Genomic DNA, 19,443 nt, shown 5'->3' on the forward strand with positions numbered 1-19,443 from the left:
GGAAGGGTGACGTCCGGCACAGCCTCCCGGCTCGCGGACCGGCGGTAGCGCCCCTCCCGGCGGGGAACCGGCCCGCTGCGGCAGGATGGCCCCGTGCCCACAGCAGATGCCACTCCGACTTCCGCTTCCGCCTCCTCTCGCGTCCCGTCATCCGATTGCACCACCGATCCGGCGGCGATGCGCGAGCAGTACCGCTCCGAGGACTTCACCGAGAAGGATCTCGCCGCGGACCCCATGGACCAGTTCGCCCACTGGTTCCGCCAGGTCGCCGGGGGCGGCGCCCTCCACGAGCCCAACGCGATGGTGGTCTCCACCGCCGACTCACGGGGCCGGCCGTCCTCCCGGACGGTGCTGCTGAAGCACTACGACGACCGCGGCTTCGTCTTCTTCACCAACTACGGCTCCCGCAAGGGCCGCGAGCTGACGGCCAACCCGTACGTCTCGCTGCTCTTCCCCTGGCACCCGCTCGCCCGCCAGGTCGTCGTCACCGGCACCGCGGCCCGCGTCGGGCGTGAGGAGACGGTCGCGTACTTCCGTACCCGCCCCCACGGCTCCCAGCTGGGTGCCTGGGCCAGCGACCAGTCGACGGTGGTCGGCTCCCGTGAGGAGCTGACCACCCGCTACGAGGAGCTCGCCGCCCGCTATCCGGAGGGCGAGAAGGTCCCCGCGCCCCCGCAGTGGGGCGGCTTCCGCGTCGTGCCGGACGCGATCGAGTTCTGGCAGGGCCGTGAGAACCGGCTGCACGACAGGCTGCGATACGTCCGGGAGAGCCCGGCCGCCCCCTGGCGGGTGGAGCGGCTCTGCCCGTGACCCGTCAGCCCGCCTCCCCGGCGGACGGCCCGGGAGGCGGCGGCAGGAGACGTACGAGATCGAGGAGATCGTCCTCGGTGGTCTCCTGCCCCAGGAACACGGTCCGGTAGACGAGGTAGCCGACCCAGCTGTCCACGACCGCCTCCACCGGCACGCTTCGGGGCAGCCGGCCCCGCGCCACGCCGGCCCGCAGCAGCTGCGCGGCCGGTCCGGCCTGCGCCTTGAGCAGGTCCCGCAGCTCGGCGCGCCCCGGCTCCCCGCGCTCGGTCAGGGCACCCGTCACCACACTGGGGTCGCCGAGCAGGGTCAGGGTCCGCACCAGCCCGCGCAGCCACAGCAGCGCGTACGCCACGGTCATCCCGATCGACGGCGGCCAGTCCGAGCAGCACTGACGGCGACGGGCGCCCGGCCCGGACACGCAGAAACCCGCAGGCTCTGGTTCCTCCTCACGGAGGAGCCGGCCGGACTTACCGGCGAGCCTGCGGGCGGTGACTGCTTGGGATTGGCCGGCGACCGGCCTGCACTGCAAAGAGCGCGACGACGGGCGTCAGCCCGCAGTCACCTCACGAGTCCGAAAAGAAATCACTTCCGGAACACCTCCTTTCGCGTGTGGTTCCACCATAGGAACCCGTCCGGGACGGGACAAGCGATTTATCCGTGAGAGGAAGAACGGCCCGGACGGGAACAGGCCGCCACGGTCAGCCGGAGAGCTCCAGCGTCTCGGAGCCCCGTCACCGAAGAAGGGGACGCGCAGGTCACTGATGCCGGCCGGGAAGGCGGAGTCCAGCCCGGCGCGGAAGCGGAGGGCGCGTTCCGCACCCTCGGCGAGGGAACCCCGGGCCGGCTCCGCCGTGTATCCGGTGCCGTCGGCACGGCCCACCGGCTTCCACCCACCGGCTTCGTACACGGACACCTGGATGTCCCCCGGAGAGTTCTCCGGGACGTGTGTGACGGGTGGTCGGAGGCTGTTCCCCGTCCGTCCTGCGGGGCCCTCCCGTGGTCCGCGGCCCCGATTTCCGGAAAGGGGCTGTGCTCTCCGTCGGGTTCGAGTTGAATGGGGGCCTGACGTGCGAAGACGTGCGGGGGTACGGGATGAGTCCTTCCAGCAGCAGCGGGACCACTGTCCCCGGCGGTCCGGGCGGGCCCGAGGGCGCGGAGCTGCTCGCCGCGCTGCTCGACGGCATGGACGCCGCGCTCTGCGCGTTCGACGCGCGCGGCACCATCACCCACTGGAACCGCGAGGCCGAACGGATCCTCGGCTGGACCGCCGCAGAGGCCGTGGGGCGGCGCGGCTTCGCTGGGTGGGCCGTGCGGAGCGCGGACGCGGAGGACGTGCAGGGGCGGCTGCTCGCCGCCATGGACGCACCGGGCAGGCAGGTCCACGAGTTCGCGCTGCTGCGCAAGGACGGCGGGCGCGTCCTGGTCAGGACCCAGTCGTCGGGGGTGCGCGGTGAGGACGGGAAGCCCGCGGGGGTGTACTGCGCGTTCAGCGAGGTGCACGCGCAGATCGATCTGGAGCGGTCCATCGCGCTCAGCGAGGCCCTCTTCGAGGACGCGTCCTGGGGTGTGGTCGCCGTAGACGTCGATCTGCGCCCGACGGTGGTCAACGCCTACGCGGCCCGGGCGCTGGGCGGCGGGCGCACCACGCTGCTGGGCCGGCCGCTGGGCGAGCTGATCGTCCAGGGCGTCGAGGATCTCGAGGGCGCGCTGCAGCACGTCCTCGCCGAGGGCGCGCCGCCCGCCCCGGCCGAGCTGTGGGTGACCCTGCGGACCGCCGACGGCGACCGGCGGCGCTGCTGGCGCAGCGGGTTCCTGAGGCTTTTCTCGCCGCTGGCGCAGGAACCGGTGCCGCTCGGGGTCGGCTGGCTGTTCCGGGACGTCACCGTGGCGAAGCTCGCGGAGCAGGAGGCCGACCGGGTGCGGTTCCGCGCGAACCAGCTGCACCGTGCCGCCCGGCAGGCTGCCGAGTGCGAGGACCCCATGGAGGCGGTGACCACGTCGCTGGACTACGCCCTGGCCGGATTCGCCGACCACGTGGTCGTCGACCTGATGGCGGACCTGGCGGCGGGGGAGCGGCTGGTGCGTGCGGCGGCCACTCCCTCGGACGCGCCGGGTCCGTGCCTGCCGGTCTCCGGTGGCCCGCTCCCCGCACGGTACGCGCCGGGGCACCCGGCTCTGCAGGCGGTGGAGCGTACGGATTCCGTCCGTGCCGCCGCGCCGGCGGGTGCGGGCGAGGCGTGGGCGGTGGAGCACCGGTGGCCCGGTGACTCGGTGCACGCCCTGTGCGCGGTGCTGCGCAGCCGGGGGCGGACGCTGGGCGTGGTGACGTTCCTGCGGGCGTCGCACCGCAGGGCGTTCGAACGTCCCGACGTGACGTACGCGGAAAGTGTGGCTGTCAGGGTCGCCTCGGCGGTCGACCTGGCCCGGCTGACGGCCGATCCGGGGGTCTGAGCCCGCTCCCGGCCCGTTCGCCGTGCGCGCGTGCGGGCCGGGAGCGGGGGGCCTCCCTCCGACGCGTCGCACCCGTCGGCGTGACGCCTGCCCGCGCGACGTCCGCGATCGTCGCCCGGACCGGATCCGCGGGGCCGCCGCGTCACGGGCGCCGGGCGGTGCCCGGGACGCCGCTCAGTGCCGGTAGAAGATGCGGTCGCCGTACTCACGCATCACGCGTCCGTTCCACTCGTGCCCGCCGTCCACGTTGCCCGAGCGCAGCAGCGGCGGTTCGGTCCCCCGGGCGGCGAGCTCCTCCGCCGCGGCGGCCATCATGGCCTGCATCAACGCGCTGGTGACGACCGTCGACGCGGGCGCGAACGGGGCGTCGACGCCCTCCGTCCTCAGCTCCGCGTCGCCGATCGCGATCTTGCTGTCGAGCACGATGTCGCAGTGGTCCCGGAGGAATCCGCCCGAGGCGTGCCGGGACCTGGTGCCCTTCGTGTACGCGACCGAGGTGACCCCGACGACCGTCAGACCGAGCGCCCGCGCGTTCTGCGCCATCTCCACGGGCAGGGCGTTGCGCCCGGAGAGGGAGATGATCACGAGGAGGTCGCCTGCGCGTGCCGGGCTGGAGTCGAGCACGGCACTCGCGAGGCCGTCCACCCGCTCCAGCGCGGAGCCGAGCGTCGCCGGCATGACGTCGACGCCGACGGTGCCGGGCACCGCGAGCAGGTTCATCAAGGCGAGACCGCCCGCCCGGTAGACGACGTCCTGTGCGGCGAGCGAGGAGTGCCCGGCGCCGAAGGCGAAGAGCCGGCCGCCCGCGGAGACGGTGTCCGCGATCGCGGCCCCCGCGGCGGCGATCGCTCCGGACTCCTCGTCGCGCACCCGCTCCAGCAGGCCGATCGCTGCGTCGAAGAACTGACCGGCGAGCTTGCTGTCGCTCATCGAGGAGGCCTTTCCTGCGGGGGCGGGGACCCGTGCGGTGCCCGTGTCGCGGATCACGTTGCGGTCTGGACCAGTGGGCTGTCAATAGCGCTCGGGGCGGGCCGTCGGCACGGACTCCCGACGGCGGGGCACGGTTGCCGGTGGTATGCGTCAGAATTGGTGGAGGGCCATCGCACGACGATTTCATGTCACAGCATCGAGGGGCACGTATGTCCGGACTGATCGACACAACGGAGATGTATCTCCGCACCATCCTCGAGCTCGAAGAGGAAGGCGTGGTCCCCATGCGCGCCCGGATCGCCGAACGGCTGGACCAGAGTGGTCCGACGGTCAGCCAGACGGTGGCGCGCATGGAGCGGGACGGGCTGGTCCAGGTCGCGGGCGACCGCCACCTGGAGCTGACCGAGGAGGGGCGCCGCCTGGCGACACGGGTGATGCGCAAGCACCGGCTCGCCGAGTGTCTGCTCGTCGACGTCATCGGCCTGGAGTGGGAGCAGGTCCACGCCGAGGCCTGTCGCTGGGAACACGTGATGAGCGAGGCCGTGGAGCGCCGGGTGCTGGAGCTGCTGCGGCACCCGACGGAGTCTCCGTACGGCAATCCGATCCCGGGCCTGGAGGAGCTGGGCGAGAAGTCCGAGGCGGACCCGTTCCTGGACGAGGGCATGGTGAGCCTGGCCGAGCTCGACCCGGGTGCGGAGGGCAAGACCGTGGTGGTGCGCCGGATCGGAGAGCCCATCCAGACCGACGCCCAGCTGATGTACACGTTGCGGCGGGCCGGCGTGCAGCCCGGTTCCGTCGTCAGTGTGACGGAGTCGGCCGGCGGGGTGCTGGTCGGTTCCAGCGGGGAGGCGGCCGAACTGGACGCCGATGTGGCCTCGCACGTGTTCGTCGCGAAGCGCTGAGCAGCGCGTTCTTGTGCACCGGTGCCTGGCCGCAAGTGCAGGCGCCGGTGCGGATGCACGTGCAGATGTGAACCGGTAAAGCCCGCTTTTTGTTTTCCGCCCGGAATCGCAGCGCCCGGGCGAAACGCGTGCCAGGCTGTGGCCAGGCATATGACCTGAGGGGCGCCGGCAGAGCCTGCCGGGCGGTCGGGAGGGAGCAGGGATTGCGCCCGTCGCACTGGCACGAGCAGCGTGAGGCCGCTGCTGGGCTGTCCCGCGCCTTCACGCCTTCCGGCGCCTCCGTGAACCGCCGGGGTGTTCGAATCGCGGCACCAGGTCCGCGCGCGGCCCGGGTGGTCCGTGGGGCGGCCCCGTCCGGTCGGGGAGCGGCCCGGGTGGGTGTGTCCACCGCCCCGCCGTCGGCCGGCCGGACGACGTCCGCGGTCCGCCGTGAGCGCGGACCCATGTGTTCCGTAACAGGGGACGGCCCCGGCGCCCGAAGGCGCCGGGGCCGGTCCTCCCCTGCGCTGACCCGGAGCCCCGAGCTCTCGAGGTCAGTCCCCGCGGACCCCTGTCCCCGAGTGGTCCGCTTCCCGGAGAAGGTCTCCCCTGAGAGGCCGTCATCAATCCTGAACCGCTGTCACTCAAACGTGGGATGTTGCGAGGCGGAAGCGCGTTTTCGAATACAAGTTCGATAGTCTGGGCTCGCACGAACACACGGTGATCGAGGACCAGAAGGGGGTGCCAGAACCTATGGTGCGGCGCATCGATGTGACCGGGTCGGAGGGCGTACGCCTCGCGGCCTGGGAGTTCGCGGATCCGCCCAAAGGGCGTGCGGAGGCCGGGCAGGCCCCTGGGATTTTACTGCTCCACGGGCTGATGGGCCGGGCCGCGCACTGGGCCTCCACCGCCCGCTGGCTCTCCGAGCGCCACCGCCCGGTCGGCCTCGACCAGCGTGGCCACGGGCGCAGCGAGAAACCGGCCGAGGGCCCCTACACCCGCGACGCCTACGTCGCGGACGCCGAGGCCGCGATCGAACAGCTCGACCTCGGCCCCGTCACCCTCATCGGACACTCGATGGGCGCGCTCACCGCATGGCAGCTGGCCGCGAAGCGCCCCGATCTGGTCAAGGCGCTGATCATCTGCGACATGCGGGCCTCCGCTCTGGGGGCGGCTTCGCAGCGCGAGTGGGAGGACTGGTTCAGGACCTGGCCGCTCCCTTTCGCGACGCTCGCGGAGGTGCGGAAGTGGTTCGGTGAGGACGACCCCTGGGTCGAGCGGCCCAATCCCTCCCGCGGGGAGTTCTTCGCGGAGGTGATGGCCGAGAGCTCCGACGGATGGCGGCCCGTCTTCTCCCAGGAGCAGATGCTGACCTCCCGGGCCACCTGGGTCTACGACGCCCACTGGGAAGAGCTGGCGCAGGTGCGCTGCCCCACCCTGGTCCTGCGCGGCATCGACGGAGAGCTGGGCAGGGCCGAGGCCCAGGAGATGGTCCGCGTCCTGCCGCGCGGGCAGTACGCAGAGGTCGAGGACGCCGGCCACCTCGTCCACTACGACCGTCCGGAGGGGTGGCGCAGGGCGGTGGAGCCCTTCCTGGAGCAACTCGCCGAGGACTTCCGGGGCGACAGGGAGCCCGTCAGCCCCTGATACCGGACACCCCGTCCCCGTCAGCACCTGATACCGCACGCCCCGTCCCCGTCGGCCCTGGAGCCCGCACGCTCCGTACCCTCAGCCCTGGAGCCCGCACGCCGCGCAGGCCCCACAGGCGGCCCCCTCCTGATCCGGCCTCAGCCCTTGCTGACCGCGGCCAGGATCTCCGGGAGCCGGTCCGCGGTGAGCGGCGCCGCCAGCCGTACGCCCAGCCACGCGAGGAACGTCCCGTACGCCGCTCCCGCCGGCAACAGCAGCCACAGCTGGTCCTGGTGGCCCGCCATGTGCAGCCAGACGGTCAGCCCGATCACGGGGCCGCTCAGCACCGCGGCCGCCACCATGCCGCCGAGGAGGGAGATCCAGGCGAGCCCGGCCTGCCCTGGCACGACGTTCTTGAACGCCCCGTCCTGCGGAATCGAGTACGGGAACATCGCAGAGGCCAGGGCGCCCGTCGCCAGCATCGCGCCGAGCAGGGCGAAGGACAGCCCCATGACGCCCGGCAGGGCCGCCCAGTCCCCGAGCACCGCCGCGGTCACCACCGTCACCAGGACCGTGTAGGGCAGGGTGATCAGCAGCAACGCCAGCGCCCGCGCACGCAGTTCGACATAGGCGTCCCGGGCCGACGAGACCGACAGCGCCACCATCCAGAAGGCGGAGGTGTCCTGTCCGAACTGGTTGTACATCTGCATGCCGAGCATTCCGGCCGCGAAGCACGCGAAGTAGATGGACCCGGACCCCTGCGCTGCGTTGAGCACCGGCACGATCAGGCCGATCGCCAGCGCGGTCACCCAGGACGCCTTGGTCTTCGGATCCCGCACGACATACCGCAGACTCCGCTCCATCACCGTGCCCGTCCTCCCCTCCGGGAGCAGTGAGAAGAGCCCGGAGCGGTCCCCTCCCGACCGGTCGGCCGACCGGTCGGCGGCGGCGATCGTGGAGCCGTCCGGAGACGTCATCAGCTTCACCAGGCTCCGCTGCCACAGCCACATCAGTGCGCCCAGCGCGAGCGCCGAGATCACGAGCTGCCCGAGCGCGGTCCCGTAGGAACCCTCGGAGGCGGACCCCACCGCCCCGAGAGCGGAGGCGGGCGGCAGCCAGCGCACCACGTCCGCGACCGGTTCGAGCGACGACAGCCCGCCGGCCCGGCCGAGGTGCTGGGCGCCGAAGCTGACGAACTGGACGCCCACCGCGATCACCAGCCCGCTGAGCACCGCGAGGTCGCGGCCCTTGCGCGAGGTCAGCAGCCGGATGTTGGCGGTGACCACGGACCGTGCCAGCGCCACGCAGACCAGCAGGGTCAGCGGCACCGCGATCACACCGACCGCCACCGCGGCCGCACCGTGCGCCACCGCGATCACCGATCCCAGGGCCAGTGCGAGCGTGAAGAGCGGCCCGATGCCGATCAGCGACGCCGCCAGCAGCGCCCCCATGAGCGGGCGGGGCCGCAGCGGCAGCATCACCAGCCGGCTCGGGTCCAGGGTCTCGTCGCCGCTCGGGAAGTACAGCGGCATGACCGCCCAGCCGAGCGCCACCACCGCGGTCAGCAGCACGGCCACGGTGCCCGCCTGCCCGTGACCGCGGAGCGCGACCAGGCCGATCACCTGGCCGGCCGCGAACAGCAGGGTGAGGACCAGGGAGGCGACATAGGCGGCCCGCCGCCCGGACGACTGGCGCAGGCCGTTGCGGAGCAGCGTCAGCTTGAGCCGTACGAAGACGGGGACGAGGCCCTGACGGGGCACGGCCGGGACCGCGGAACCCGCCGGGGCGTCCAGCACCGTCATCGGGCACCGCCCAGCCAGTCCAGGGAGTCCCCGGTGTCCCGGACACCCGCGCCGACCAGCTCGAGGAAGGCGTCCTGCAGGGAGGCCGCCTCGCCGCGTACCTCCGTCAGCGTGCCCCGCGCCCGGATCCGTCCCGCGGCCATGACGGCCACCCAGTCGCAGAGCGACTCGACGAGCTCCATCACATGGCTGGAGAAGACCACGGTCGCGCCGGAGCGGGTGTAACGCTCCAGCACCCCGCGGATGGTCTGTGCCGACACCGGGTCGACGCCCTCGAACGGCTCGTCGAGGAAGAGGACTTCGGGGTTGTGCAGCAGCGCGGACGCCAGCCCGATCTTCTTGCGCATCCCGGTCGAGTAGTCCACGACCAGCTTGTGCTGTGCCCCCGCGAGGTCGAGGACGTCGAGCAGCTGGGTGGCCCGCTTGTCCACCTCGGCGCCGGGCAGCCCGCGCAACCGGCCGTTGTACGCCAGGAGTTCGCGCCCCGAGAGCCGCTCGAAGAGCCGCAGCCCCTCCGGGAGCACCCCGATGCGGGACTTCACCTCGACCGGGTCCCGCCACACGTCGTGGCCGGCGACCTCAATCCGGCCCATGTCAGGCCTGAGGAGCCCGGTCACCATCGAGAGCGTGGTGGTCTTCCCCGCGCCGTTGGGGCCCACCAGGCCGATGAACTTGCCGGCGGGGAGCTCCAGATCGATCCCGGCGACCGCGACCTGCTCGCCGAACCGCTTCCACAGCCCCTCCACCCGCACGGCGGGAGGTGGCGTCGGAGCCACACCCGCTGTCTCCGTCCCGCCCGCACTGTCCGCCTGGTCCGGCATGGCACTGCCTTTCGATATCCCCACGTGTGGGGAACACCCTACGAAAGACGTGCGCGGGCGTCGGCGGCCTCACGCGCGCAGGCGTAGGCGAGCGGGCTGATCAGCTCGTCCGCCTCGGGCAGCCACAGGTTGGCCCGGGAGGGACGGCGGGCCCACTGCACGGCGCCGCGCCCGGCCAGCCGGGTGGGCGGCCCGGCCACGTAGTCACCCTCGCCACGTCCCACGAGACCGACCGACCGCGCGTCCCAGCCCAGTCGCCGTACGAGCTCGGGCGCCTTGGCCGCGGCGCCCGGCAGGGCGAAGAACAGCATCCGGCGGTCCGGGGTACGGGTCACCGGGCCGAGCGTGAGCCCCATCCGCTCCATCCGGGCCAGGGCCAGGAAACCGGCGGACTCCGGTACGTCCAGGGCGTCGAAGGTCCGGCCGGCGGGCATGAGGACAGACGACCCGGGCTGCTTCGACCACATCCGGCGGGCCGCCGCGGCGCTGCCCGTCGCCTGGCCCGCCCAGTCCGGCCGGGTCGGATGGGCTCCCGGGGCGGCGCAGCCGGCGTCACCGCACGAGCAGCGCTCCGCCCCTCCGACGGCCTCCAGCCAGGTACCCGGGAACACGTCCCAGTGCCGCTCCTGGGCGTACCAGGCGGCGGCCTCGAGCAGCTGCTCACCTCGCTGTCGGGGGACTGGTGCGGGTTCCGTCACTCCGATGGGCTCTTCCACGCCCCACTCAACTACCGGCGCCACCTCGGGTTACGGGCGCACGGGCGCCCGCCGCGGTGGATCGATCCTGCATGCGGGGCGCACGGAGGCATGGGCGGGGGCGCGCGCGAGGACGCGCACCGATGCGGGGTAACCACTTGCAGGACCGCGCCAACTCACCGTCGTCCGTACCCGATACAGATGAATATGCGCATTTCTTCTGCCGTGCCGGGCAGTGATGCCTTCACCGACCTACTGCGGTCCCAGGGGGAAATATGGCAGCCAGGCCTCTCGTCGCCCGCCAGCCGAACGAACGGCTCCAGACGCTCATCCAGGAGGCGGCGTGCTCCAACGCCGGCCTCGCACGCCGGGTCAACATGGTCGGGGCGGAGCGGGGGCTCGATCTCCGCTACGACAAGACCTCCGTGGCCCGCTGGCTGCGCGGACAGCAACCGCGGGGCAGGGCACCGGGGATCATCGCCGAGGCGATCGGGCGCAAGCTCGGCCGCACGGTCACGATCGACGAGATCGGCATGGCCAACGGCAAGAGCCTGGCCTCCGGCGTCGGTCTCCAGTTCGCGCCCACCGTGCTCGGCGCCATCGAGCAGGTCTGCGAGCTGTGGCGCAGCGACGTGGGGCGCCGTGACCTGCTCTCCGGATCGACGGTCGCCGCCTCCGCCCTGGTCGAGCCCAGCCGTGACTGGCTGATCTCGGGCGCCGACCCGCAGGTGGCGCGGACGGCCGGGAGCAGGGTCGGCATGCCGGACGTCGCCGCGGTGCGTGCGATGACGGCCGCGCTCGTCGACCTGGACCACCGGTTCGGCAGCGGACATGTGCGGCCCGTACTGGTGCACTACCTCAACAGCGTCGTGTCCGGGCTCCTTTCGGGGTCGTACCGCGAATCGGTCGGCCGTGAGCTCTTCGGCGCGGTCGCCAGACTCACCGAGCTCGCCGGATACATGGCCGTCGACACCGGCCAGCCGGGACTGGCCCAGCGGTACTACATCCAGGCGCTGCGCCTGGCCCAGGCCGCGGGGGACCGGGCCTACGGGGGCTATGTGCTGGCCGCCTCGATGAGCCACCTCGCGGCGCAGCTGGGCAACCCGCGCGAGATCGCGCAGCTGGCGCGGGCCGCGCAGGAGGGCGCGCGGGGGCGGGTGACTCCGCGGGCCGAGGCCATGTTCCACGCGGCGGAGGCCCGGGGCCACGCCCTGATGGGTGATGCCCGCACCTGCCAGGCCGCGGCGGGCCGGGCGCTGGCAGCGCTGGAGCAGGCCGACCCGGAGAAGGGCGACGACCCCGCCTGGATCGCGCACTTCGACGCGGGCTACCTCGCCGACGAGCTGGCGCACTGCCACCGGGACCTGGGACAGGGCGAGCCGGCCGCCCGCCGCGCGAAGGAAGCCCTGGCCGCCCTCCCGGAGTCCAGGACCCGGCGCCGGGGCATCGGTCTGGTGCTGCTGGCCACGGCGCAGGTGCAGCAGCGTGAGGTCGAGCAGGCGTGCCACACGGGTCTGCGGGCGATGGAACTGCTGGGGACGGTCCGTTCCAGCCGGGGTGCCGAATATCTCGACGACCTGCAGCAGCGGTTCGAGCCGTACGCGGACGAACCGGCGGTCCGGGAGTTCGGTGCCAGGATGGAGCTCCAGGCCGCCTGACCGGCTCCTCCGTCGAGTTGACCAAGAACAGCGTCGTGCGTGCCTCTGGTGTTACCCGCCGTGTGAAGGGGTGGTGAGCGCTCTCGGGCGCTTGGCGCCGGGCTCCGGGCACCCGGTAGCGTGAGCCGACGATTCCGTAGGTTTACACGTAGGAGTCCCGGTGACGCAGAGCGGACAGGGTGACGAGCGGCAGCTTCCTGCTGTACGGCCCGCGCACGAAGGTGTCGTGCTGCCCGCGGAGGGTGGTGCCCCCTGGAACGCGGGGGGGCCGGCGGGCGGACAGCCGGACCAGGCCGTCCCCGCGGGCGGGCAGCCGTGGGGCCAGTCCTGGGGGTCTCAGGGCTCGCACCAGGACGGCCCGCCACCGGGGCAACTGCCGCCGGAGCAGCACCAGCAGGGTGTGTACCAGCAGGGTCAGTACCCGGGCTCGCAGCAGCAGGGTCAGTACCCGACCTCGCAGCAGCAGGGTCAGTACCCGCAGCCCCCGCAGGCGCAGGGGCAGTTCCAGCAGCCCTCGCAGCAGCAGGGCCAGTACCCGCCCCCGCAGCAGCGGTACGCACCTCAGCGGGACCCGTACCAGCAGCCGTACGCCCAGCCCCTGCCCCCCGAGGCCGCCCCCGCGGGGCAGGGCGGGGACGCGGACGCCACGCAGTACATCGCGCCCGTCCCCGGCGGCCCCCTCCCCGGAGGGCTGCCGCCCGAGCGCCATGCGGAATCCACCCAGTACCTCGGCCGGTCCGCCGCCCCCGGGCAGCCGTCCGACGCCGACGCGACCCAGTACATACCCCCGGTGCCCGGCGGGGCCCCGTACGGCATCCGGCCGGGCGCCCCGGGCGACCGGCAGCCGCCCGCGGAGTTCGACAGCCTCTTCCGCAGCGAGGAGCCCGCGGGCGCCACACAGCAGATGCCCCGCTTGGCAGGGCACCAGCAGCCCCGGCAGCCCCATCAGGGCGCGCAGGGCGCCCAGCCGCCGCCACAGGGCGCCCAGCCCTACCGGTCGGGCCCCCAGGGCCTCCAGGAGGGTGACGGCGCGCAGGAGCCGGACCAGGGCCGCGACGCACCCCGCAGACGGTCGGCGCACATTCCGCTGATCGCGGCCGTGGTCGTCGGCTGCGCCGTCGTCGGGCTCGGCGCCGGCGCCCTGATGAGCGGGGGTGACGACAGCCCGTCGGACGACAAGCAGCCGGTGGCCGCGCAGAGTTCACCCTCGGGTGACACCTCCGGACCGGCGGCCGACCCCGCGAAGCCGCAGGCCGAGGCGCTCGACAAACTGCTCGCGGACAGCAACGACAGCCGCTCGGCGGTGATCAGCGCGGTGGAGAAGATCAAGGGCTGCCGGGCGCTCGACCAGGCGGCCACCGACCTGACGGGCGCCGCCGCGCAGCGCCGCGGGCTGGTCACCCGGCTCGAGGCGCTGAGCGTCGACCAGCTCCCCGGCCACGCCGAGCTGAAGGACTCCCTGACCAAGGCCTGGCAGGCGTCGGCGGAGGCCGACGACCACTACGCCACGTGGGCCGGCCAGGCCAAGAACGACAAGAAGGTCTGCAAGGGCGGGAAGGCCCGTTCGACCGGAGCGACCGCGCAGGCCGGTGCGTCGAGCAACGAGGCCACCATCCAGAAGCGCAAGGCCTCGGGACTCTGGAACAGCATCGCGCGGAAGTACGGGCTGACCGAGCACACCCCCACGCAGCTCTGACGCGGCGGCCTCCGGCCCGGGTCCGCCCCGGGCCGGAGGCCGGAGCGTGTGTCAGCCGCTCGGGCGGGCGTTCACCAAGGTCTCCGTGACGTCCACGAAGCCCTTCTTCTCAGCCGTGATACGCCCGCCGCGGACCACCTGGAACGTCACCCGCCCATTGACGATGCGACCGTAGGCGGCGGTGCCGACCATGTCCTGGAAGCGCCAGCGCAGGACCGGGGTGAGGCCGCCGGTGTCCACCTCGGTGCCGCGGTTGAGGCTGACGGAGATCCCGCCCGCCGCGATGTCCGGCCGGTCCATCGCCTCGACGACCGCCTTGAGCGCCGTGTAGGCGATCCAGGTCGTCTGCACGCCCGTGTCCGACGGGTCGATCCGGTTGTCCCCGAAGGCGTACTTCCGGATCACCTCGCGCATCTCGTTCCAGCGGGGGTCGTCGGATTCCGGGTACCAGCCGGTGACGAGGGCACCCTCGAAGGGGCTGTTCGGCCCGCCCGTGCGGTTGACGAGGCTCTGGCCGACGCTGCCGAGCACGGACGAGATCCGTACCTCGCCGCCCTTGGGCGCGAGTCTGCGGAAGGAGTCGAAGAACGTCTCCGTACCCTTGCCGAGCACCGCGGTCACACAGCCGTCGCCCGCCTTGTCGAGCGCCTCGGCCGCCTCGGCGTCGTACGAGGTGGCCTCCTCGGCCGCGCTGATGTCGTAGGAGGCGGGGCGGTCGCTCCGGCTGAGGCTCGTGTCGAGGAGCCCGGGCATGGAGTCGCCGACCAGGCTGTCGGGGCGCACGAGTGAGACCCGTTCACAACCGGCGGCCAGCTGCTCGCCGTTGCCCGCGACCAGCGCCGGCTGGCCGCCGTTGACCGGGTAGGAGAGATAGCTGGTGAACTCGTCGGCGGAGGCGCCGTACCCGCCGATGTACGGGATCCCGGCGGCCTCCAGCGGAGCAAGGAACGCCCGCCCGTACCTGCTGTACGAGCCGACGACCGCGGCCACGTTCTCGTCGGCCGCCCGGCGGGCGCACTTCGAGGCCCCGGCCGCGCTGTCCTGCTCGTTGCAGGTGAGCACCCGGAGCTCGTGGCCGTCGATCCCGCCCTTCTCGTTGATCCAGCGGGCGTACGTCCTCGCCATGGCCGGCATGCCCGCCATGTTCACCGCGTCGGCTCCGGTGGTGTCGGGAGCCCACGTCATCACGGTGACGGGCTCCCTGGAGCCCCCCGAGGCTCCAGGGAGGACGCCGCAGCCCGATACCAGCAGTGCCCCGGCCGCCACCGATGTGAGGAGCTTGTAGGGGCGGGGGGAGGAGAGGCGTCGCCGTCCGGTCATGGTCATGAACTTTTGCGGTTCACGGGTAACGCCGCAGTGTGCCGTGGTCAACGCACGGTGACGTGGAGGTGAATTGCGGGGGGCCGCGCACGGCCTCGGCGAGGGAACGTACGATCGGCAACCGTGCAGCAAGGTTCGGAGAACACTTCCCGTCGCGGCCGTCGCTCCTCCACCATGGGCGGCATGCCGCTCAACGACATGCCCTGGTGGCGCTGGCGCAGCAACGTGCGCTCGGCGCTGCACATGCTCTCCGACCCCGTCTTCCACCACGAGTGCTGGCTGGCCGGCCGGGAAGGGTACGGCGACGTCACCGATGCCGTGTACCGCCTGGTCGAGGACACCTGGCTGGACAACTGGTCCGCCGAGAAGTACGTCGGAACGATCTTCCGTGACTCCGCCGAGGCCGCCCTCGTGGACGTCGCCGCCCTGCGGGTGCTGCGCATCATGCACCAGATAGGCGCCGACGCCCCCGTCTCCGCGTACCTGGAGCACCCGGGCTGGCAGGAGGCGGTCGTGGCCGCCCGCGAGGCCCATGTGATGCTCGCCACCAACGACGCCGAGGACCCGGACACCCCGCCGCGCTCCCTGGACGTGCTCCGCATCATGACCAGATCGGCGTGACCGGCTGGCGGTGTGGCACCCTACGGGAATGACCGCGCCGCACCCCGCCGAATCCGTACCCGCTGCCTCGGACAGCAACGCCGAGCAGTACGTCCTCACGCTCTCCTGCCCCGACAAGCAGGGGATCGTGCACGCCGTGTCGAGCTATCTCTTCATGACCGGCTGCAACATCGAGGACAGCCAGCAGTTCGGCGACCACGACACCGGTCTCTTCTTCATGCGCGTCCACTTCTCGGCGGACGCCACGGTCACCGTGGACAAGCTGCGCGCCAGCTTCGCCGCGATCGGTGACTCCTTCCGGATGGACTGGCAGATCCACCGGGTGAGCGACCGGATGCGGATCGTGCTGATGGTCAGCAAGTTCGGGCACTGCCTCAACGACCTGCTGTTCCGCTCCCGCACCGGCGCCCTGCCGGTCGAGATCGTGGCGGTCGTCTCCAACCACACGGACTTCGCCGAGCTCGTCGCCTCGTACGGCATCCCCTTCCGGCACATCCCCGTGAACAGGGAGAACAAGCCGGAGGCCGAGGCTCAGCTGCTGGAGCTGGTCCGGGGCGAGAACGTCGAACTCGTCGTCCTGGCCCGGTACATGCAGGTGCTCTCGGACGACCTCTGCAAGCAGCTGAGCGGCCGGATCATCAACATCCACCACTCCTTCCTCCCGAGCTTCAAGGGCGCGAAGCCCTACCACCAGGCCCATGCGCGCGGTGTGAAGCTGATCGGTGCGACGGCGCACTACGTGACCGCCGACCTCGACGAGGGGCCGATCATCGAGCAGGAGGTCGAGCGCGTCGGGCACGGCGTCACGCCGGACCAGCTCGTCGCCGTCGGCCGCGACGTGGAGTGCCAGGCGCTCGCGCGGGCGGTCAAGTGGCACGCGGAACGGCGCATCCTGCTCAACGGCCGCCGTACGGTCGTCTTCCCGTGAGGGCCGTGCTCAGAGCCGGCTGAGGGAGGCCGCGGCGAACAGCACGTCGCGGATCGCCTCGCGGTCGCCCTCCTGGCCGGCCGCCGCCTCGACCGGCGGCACGTGGCCGGCGACCAGCCGGCAGAACTCCACCCCGTCGAGCGCGACCTGCGCGACCGTGTGGTCGGCGGAGCCGAGGGCGGCCGGGGAGTCCAGCGCGATGTACCAGTCGCCGCCCCCGCGGCCCTCGACCTCCAGGTGGAGGGAGCGGCCGGGAGACCCCGCGGTGACCAGATGACGGGCCGGTGCGGCCAGGCCCACGCGGCGGCGTTCGGAGAGAGTGGCGGGGAGCAGCCGGGCCGCCAGGTCGATCATCCGTTGGAGATGGGCTGCGGCGGGCGGCTCGTACGGGTAGTCCACCGCGTCCGCGATGTCACCGCCGTGCACCCAGCACTCGAAAGCCCGCTCCAGCAGCGAGTCCTGCAGCGGCAGGGCGAAGTCCCCGTACGGGACGGACATCTCCGCGACGCCGCGGCCCGCGAACGACACCGTGCGGACGAGGGAGTGGCTCTGGTCACGCCACGGCTCCCGTACCGTCCGGGTGGGCGGCCGGAGAGCGGCCGACCAGTACGCCTCGGTGCGCCCGGTCGGTGTCGGAGGCGGGGAGCCGTCGCCCTTTCCCAGCGGGTCGTCCAGGCCGAGGGCCGTGGACACCAGACCGTCGACGGCCATCAGATGCCCGATCACCCCGGCGACCGTCGTGCGGCGGTTCACCTGCTGGTCGCCCTCGAACCACTTCAGCCGTACCGGCGCGTGCCACTCCGAGTCGCGGATGTCCCGCAGCAGGGCGTCGAGCCGTGCGGTCTCCGCGTCGTACGGCGCGGCCCACGAGGGGACGGGGATGCGCGCCGGGCGGCGGCCCAGACAGCCCTCCAGGACGCGGGACCGGAGCATCGGGTCCAGGTCCAGGGTGCCGTCGGTGTGCAGCAGCCCCACCGCGTCGCGCAGCCGCAGCGCCTCGTCGGCGCACCGGGCGCAGGAGGTGAGGTGCTCCTCCACGGCGGCGGTCTCCTCGGCGGAGCAGGCGGCGAGGGCCCAGGCCCCCAGGAGGGACTTGAGCACCCTGTGGGGGAGTGGCGGGGCGGATGGTCCGGGCGGATCCGGTGGTTCGGGCGGCTCCGGCGGCTCCGAGCCCCTGTGCCGGACCGGAGGCAGGCTCTCCTGGTCGTCCGCCGCCGCCCGGGGCCCTGGTATACGCCGCTCGGCCGGCTGTTCCCCGTCGCGGCCGTCCCCGCCGTGGTCCCCGTTCACGGCGTCGGTCCGTATCCGGGCGGCGCCGAGTCCGCCGACGGCCGCGTGTTCGCGGTGGAGAGCAGCTGGAGGCCGAGACGCAGCCGGCGCCTGGCCTCGTCCCCGGTCACGCCGAGGTCGGCGGCGGCCTGCCGGTAGTCCCGCCGCTGGACGTACGCCAGCTCCAGGGCGGCGCGCAGCGGAGCGGGCATGGAGGCGACGATGTAGTCGGCGCGGGCCGCGGCGGTCGCCTTGAGCACCCGGTGCTCCAGGTCGGCGGCCCGGGCGTCCGTGTCGGTCCCGTGGTCGACACCGTGCTCGCTCCGGAGCCGCTGCACGGACCGGCGGTGGGTGAGCCGCGCCACCCACGAGCGCATGGAGCCGTGCTTGGGGTCGTACGCGTCGGGGTTCTCCCAGACGTAGCCGAAGACCTCGCGTGTCACCTGGTCCGCCGCGTCCTCGTCGTCGAGCATGCGGTGGGCCTGACTGTGCACGAGGGCGGCGAACCGGTCGTAGAGCTCACCGAGGGCCGCCGCCTCGCCACGCGCCAGCCGCTGCTGCATCCGGCGGTCCCAGCGCGGTGGTGCGTCCCTTGCCATCAAGCCCCCAGCCCTGTGCCTCTCGTCACGTCGAATGTAGTCGGCGGCATAGTCCAAGCACGCACCTTTCCGGCAAGACGGTCACGTGAGTGGCGCCGCATGATAGAGAATGCTTAACCCCTTGCCTCTTCCTGATCGCGTAAACGATCCTGAAGTGATCACTTCAGGATGCATCCTGCGCCGGGCCGAGGGGTGGAAGAGGGTTTCGCGGGCGGGCGTCGCGGGCAGCCGCGAGGAGGAACGGAAACTTCCGGATCCTCCGGAGTCCCCGGAACGAGAGGCCGAGTCGCGTGACGCTGAAGGTGTACGAGACCGAGCAGGACGCGTGGACCGTGCTGCGGATCCACGGCGAACTCGATCTCGTGAGCTCACCCACCGTGCGTCAGTCCGTCCACGGGGCGGTGGCCGCGGGGCAGCACGACGTGGTCCTCGACCTCTCCGGCGTCCTCTTCTGCGACTCCAGCGGCGTCGGCGTCCTGATCGCCTCCCGCCGTCTCATGAAGTCCTGCGGCGGCCGGCTGCGGCTGATCCTCCCGGCCCGCGGCGCCGTCGACGGCTCGCACGTCAACAAGGTGCTCGGCGCCCTGGGCGTACGCCGGCTCTTCGACGTCTACCCCGACGCGGACGCGGCCACCGACGACGAATCCCAACCGCTCACCGCGTGACACGCCGGTCCGGCGCGAGGTTGTCACACCACTGAGGGGAGTTGGTGACACGTGACGCCGCTCGGCGTCGTACGCTCCCCGCATGGACAGCGCAGAGTACGAGCGCAAGATCGCCCACCGCTTCGCCGCCTTCGACCAGGACGGCAACGGCTACATCGATCGCGCCGATTTCAACGCCGCCGCGGCCCGTCTGCTCACCGAGTTCGGTACGACGGCCCGCTGCGACCGCGGCCAGTCGCTCTACACGGGGGCCGAGGCCTTCTGGCAGGGCATGGCGGGCATCGCCGACGTGGACGGGGACCAGCGCGTCACCCGTGAGGAGTTCATCGGCGGGGCCGTCAAACGCCTGCGGGACAACCCCGACCGCTTCGCGGAGATCGCACGCCCCTTCCTGCGTGCGGCGATCGCCGTCGCCGCCGGCGCGGACCCCGAGGGCGCCGAGCCCGCCTCCGCCCCGGTCGCGGCGGTGGAGCGGGCCCTGCGGGTCCTGGGTGCCGCGGACGACATCGCGAGCGTCGCCGCCAGGAGCCTGGACACCGACAAGGACGGCCGGATCGCCGAAGCGGAAGCGGTCGCCGCCTTCTCCGCCTACTTCACGGTGATCGAACCGGACGCGTAGAACCGCGGTTCCGCCCCCGGACGCGTGTCTCCGTGATCCGCCCCGGCGG

Annotated in this window: 18 protein-coding genes; 10 read left to right on the forward strand and 8 right to left on the reverse strand. The window is 72.6% G+C overall.

The window, feature by feature from the left end; all coding sequences use genetic code 11:
- Positions 1 to 177 precede the first annotated feature (177 nt).
- Positions 178 to 810 (forward strand): pyridoxamine 5'-phosphate oxidase, encoded by a 633-nt coding sequence (gene pdxH, locus OO67_RS04545; protein WP_033297477.1) that lies wholly within the window; start codon positions 178 to 180, stop codon positions 808 to 810.
- 4 nt (positions 811 to 814) lie between these two features.
- Here the strand turns inward: pdxH and OO67_RS04550 are convergent, their stop codons facing one another.
- The gene (locus OO67_RS04550) at positions 815 to 1,168 is read right to left on the reverse strand and encodes a TetR/AcrR family transcriptional regulator C-terminal ligand-binding domain-containing protein (protein WP_078597631.1); all 354 of its coding nucleotides are present in this window, start codon (positions 1,166 to 1,168) and stop codon (positions 815 to 817) included.
- 734 nt (positions 1,169 to 1,902) lie between these two features.
- Between OO67_RS04550 and OO67_RS04555 the strand changes: the two genes are divergently transcribed.
- Positions 1,903 to 3,261, forward strand: a complete 1,359-nt coding sequence (locus OO67_RS04555) for a PAS domain S-box protein (protein WP_033297478.1) — start codon at positions 1,903 to 1,905, stop codon at positions 3,259 to 3,261.
- Between the two features lie 174 nt (positions 3,262 to 3,435).
- Here OO67_RS04555 and OO67_RS04560 read toward each other — a convergent pair whose 3' ends face one another.
- Positions 3,436 to 4,191: an SIS domain-containing protein gene (locus OO67_RS04560; protein ID WP_033297479.1), complete on the reverse strand. Its 756-nt coding sequence runs from the start codon at positions 4,189 to 4,191 to the stop codon at positions 3,436 to 3,438.
- Between the two features lie 209 nt (positions 4,192 to 4,400).
- Here OO67_RS04560 and OO67_RS04565 point away from each other — a divergent pair, with 209 nt between their 5' ends.
- Positions 4,401 to 5,093: an iron-dependent transcriptional repressor DtxR gene (locus OO67_RS04565; RefSeq protein WP_033297480.1), complete on the forward strand. Its 693-nt coding sequence runs from the start codon at positions 4,401 to 4,403 to the stop codon at positions 5,091 to 5,093.
- Positions 5,094 to 5,825: 732 nt separating this feature from the next.
- Complete coding sequence (locus tag OO67_RS04570; protein WP_033297481.1) at positions 5,826 to 6,719, forward strand: alpha/beta fold hydrolase; 894 nt, start codon at positions 5,826 to 5,828, stop codon at positions 6,717 to 6,719.
- A 140-nt stretch (positions 6,720 to 6,859) separates the two neighbouring features.
- On the opposite strand, the gene OO67_RS04575 is transcribed toward OO67_RS04570, so the two are convergent.
- From OO67_RS04575 to OO67_RS04585, 3 genes are read right to left on the reverse strand one after another with little or no spacing between them, the layout of a single operon-like run.
- Positions 6,860 to 8,503 carry a hypothetical protein gene (locus OO67_RS04575; RefSeq protein WP_033297482.1) on the reverse strand — a complete coding sequence of 548 codons (1,644 nt, stop codon included), beginning with the start codon at positions 8,501 to 8,503 and terminating at the stop codon, positions 6,860 to 6,862.
- The gene (locus OO67_RS04580) at positions 8,500 to 9,324 is read right to left on the reverse strand and encodes an ABC transporter ATP-binding protein (RefSeq protein ID WP_033297483.1); all 825 of its coding nucleotides are present in this window, start codon (positions 9,322 to 9,324) and stop codon (positions 8,500 to 8,502) included. The genes OO67_RS04575 and OO67_RS04580 overlap by 4 nt, the downstream gene beginning before the upstream one ends.
- Positions 9,325 to 9,362: 38 nt before the next feature.
- A complete protein-coding gene (locus OO67_RS04585; protein WP_033297484.1) occupies positions 9,363 to 10,040 on the reverse strand; it encodes a bifunctional DNA primase/polymerase in 678 nt (225 codons plus the stop codon).
- A 254-nt stretch (positions 10,041 to 10,294) separates the two neighbouring features.
- Here OO67_RS04585 and OO67_RS04590 point away from each other — a divergent pair, with 254 nt between their 5' ends.
- Positions 10,295 to 11,677: an NsdA family TPR-like regulatory protein gene (locus OO67_RS04590; RefSeq protein WP_033297485.1), complete on the forward strand. Its 1,383-nt coding sequence runs from the start codon at positions 10,295 to 10,297 to the stop codon at positions 11,675 to 11,677.
- Positions 11,678 to 11,837: 160 nt separating this feature from the next.
- Positions 11,838 to 13,373, forward strand: coding sequence for a hypothetical protein (locus OO67_RS04595; protein ID WP_033297486.1), 1,536 nt, complete (start codon positions 11,838 to 11,840; stop codon positions 13,371 to 13,373).
- Between the two features lie 51 nt (positions 13,374 to 13,424).
- Here OO67_RS04595 and OO67_RS04600 read toward each other — a convergent pair whose 3' ends face one another.
- Positions 13,425 to 14,693 carry an ABC transporter substrate-binding protein gene (locus tag OO67_RS04600; RefSeq protein WP_033298677.1) on the reverse strand — a complete coding sequence of 423 codons (1,269 nt, stop codon included), beginning with the start codon at positions 14,691 to 14,693 and terminating at the stop codon, positions 13,425 to 13,427.
- Between the two features lie 174 nt (positions 14,694 to 14,867).
- Between OO67_RS04600 and OO67_RS04605 the strand changes: the two genes are divergently transcribed.
- Together OO67_RS04605 and purU are read left to right on the forward strand one after the other, a co-directional pair.
- Positions 14,868 to 15,314: an SCO4402 family protein gene (locus OO67_RS04605; protein WP_033297487.1), complete on the forward strand. Its 447-nt coding sequence runs from the start codon at positions 14,868 to 14,870 to the stop codon at positions 15,312 to 15,314.
- A 28-nt stretch (positions 15,315 to 15,342) separates the two neighbouring features.
- Entirely contained in the window at positions 15,343 to 16,242 is a 900-nt protein-coding gene (gene purU / locus OO67_RS04610; protein ID WP_033297488.1) for a formyltetrahydrofolate deformylase, read from the forward strand.
- A gap of 9 nt (positions 16,243 to 16,251) precedes the next feature.
- Here the strand turns inward: purU and OO67_RS04615 are convergent, their stop codons facing one another.
- Together OO67_RS04615 and OO67_RS04620 are read right to left on the reverse strand one after the other, a co-directional pair.
- Entirely contained in the window at positions 16,252 to 17,532 is a 1,281-nt protein-coding gene (locus OO67_RS04615) for a zf-HC2 domain-containing protein (RefSeq protein WP_033297489.1), read from the reverse strand.
- Positions 17,529 to 18,110: an RNA polymerase sigma factor gene (locus OO67_RS04620; protein ID WP_051709123.1), complete on the reverse strand. Its 582-nt coding sequence runs from the start codon at positions 18,108 to 18,110 to the stop codon at positions 17,529 to 17,531. The genes OO67_RS04615 and OO67_RS04620 overlap by 4 nt, the downstream gene beginning before the upstream one ends.
- A gap of 290 nt (positions 18,111 to 18,400) precedes the next feature.
- Between OO67_RS04620 and OO67_RS04625 the strand changes: the two genes are divergently transcribed.
- Positions 18,401 to 18,775, forward strand: a complete 375-nt coding sequence (locus OO67_RS04625; protein WP_033297491.1) for an STAS domain-containing protein — start codon at positions 18,401 to 18,403, stop codon at positions 18,773 to 18,775.
- A gap of 82 nt (positions 18,776 to 18,857) precedes the next feature.
- Entirely contained in the window at positions 18,858 to 19,394 is a 537-nt protein-coding gene (locus tag OO67_RS04630) for an EF-hand domain-containing protein (protein ID WP_033297492.1), read from the forward strand.
- Positions 19,395 to 19,443: the final 49 nt, after the last annotated feature.

Source organism: Streptomyces atroolivaceus, assembly GCF_000717025.1.
In the GTDB taxonomy this organism is placed as follows: domain Bacteria; phylum Actinomycetota; class Actinomycetes; order Streptomycetales; family Streptomycetaceae; genus Streptomyces; species Streptomyces atroolivaceus.

Coding starts and splice junctions, on each gene's coding strand:
- pdxH (WP_033297477.1), top strand. CDS start 178: ATGCGCGAGCAGTACCGCTCCGAGGACTTCACCGAGAAGGATCTCGCC.
- OO67_RS04620 (WP_051709123.1), bottom strand. CDS start 18,110: ATGGCAAGGGACGCACCACCGCGCTGGGACCGCCGGATGCAGCAGCGG.
- OO67_RS04570 (WP_033297481.1), top strand. CDS start 5,826: ATGGTGCGGCGCATCGATGTGACCGGGTCGGAGGGCGTACGCCTCGCG.
- OO67_RS04605 (WP_033297487.1), top strand. CDS start 14,868: ATGGGCGGCATGCCGCTCAACGACATGCCCTGGTGGCGCTGGCGCAGC.
- OO67_RS04560 (WP_033297479.1), bottom strand. CDS start 4,191: ATGAGCGACAGCAAGCTCGCCGGTCAGTTCTTCGACGCAGCGATCGGC.
- OO67_RS04550 (WP_078597631.1), bottom strand. CDS start 1,168: ATGACCGTGGCGTACGCGCTGCTGTGGCTGCGCGGGCTGGTGCGGACC.
- OO67_RS04600 (WP_033298677.1), bottom strand. CDS start 14,693: ATGACCGGACGGCGACGCCTCTCCTCCCCCCGCCCCTACAAGCTCCTC.
- OO67_RS04630 (WP_033297492.1), top strand. CDS start 18,858: ATGGACAGCGCAGAGTACGAGCGCAAGATCGCCCACCGCTTCGCCGCC.
- OO67_RS04575 (WP_033297482.1), bottom strand. CDS start 8,503: ATGACGGTGCTGGACGCCCCGGCGGGTTCCGCGGTCCCGGCCGTGCCC.
- OO67_RS04580 (WP_033297483.1), bottom strand. CDS start 9,324: ATGCCGGACCAGGCGGACAGTGCGGGCGGGACGGAGACAGCGGGTGTG.
- OO67_RS04565 (WP_033297480.1), top strand. CDS start 4,401: ATGTCCGGACTGATCGACACAACGGAGATGTATCTCCGCACCATCCTC.
- OO67_RS04555 (WP_033297478.1), top strand. CDS start 1,903: ATGAGTCCTTCCAGCAGCAGCGGGACCACTGTCCCCGGCGGTCCGGGC.
- OO67_RS04590 (WP_033297485.1), top strand. CDS start 10,295: ATGGCAGCCAGGCCTCTCGTCGCCCGCCAGCCGAACGAACGGCTCCAG.
- purU (WP_033297488.1), top strand. CDS start 15,343: ATGACCGCGCCGCACCCCGCCGAATCCGTACCCGCTGCCTCGGACAGC.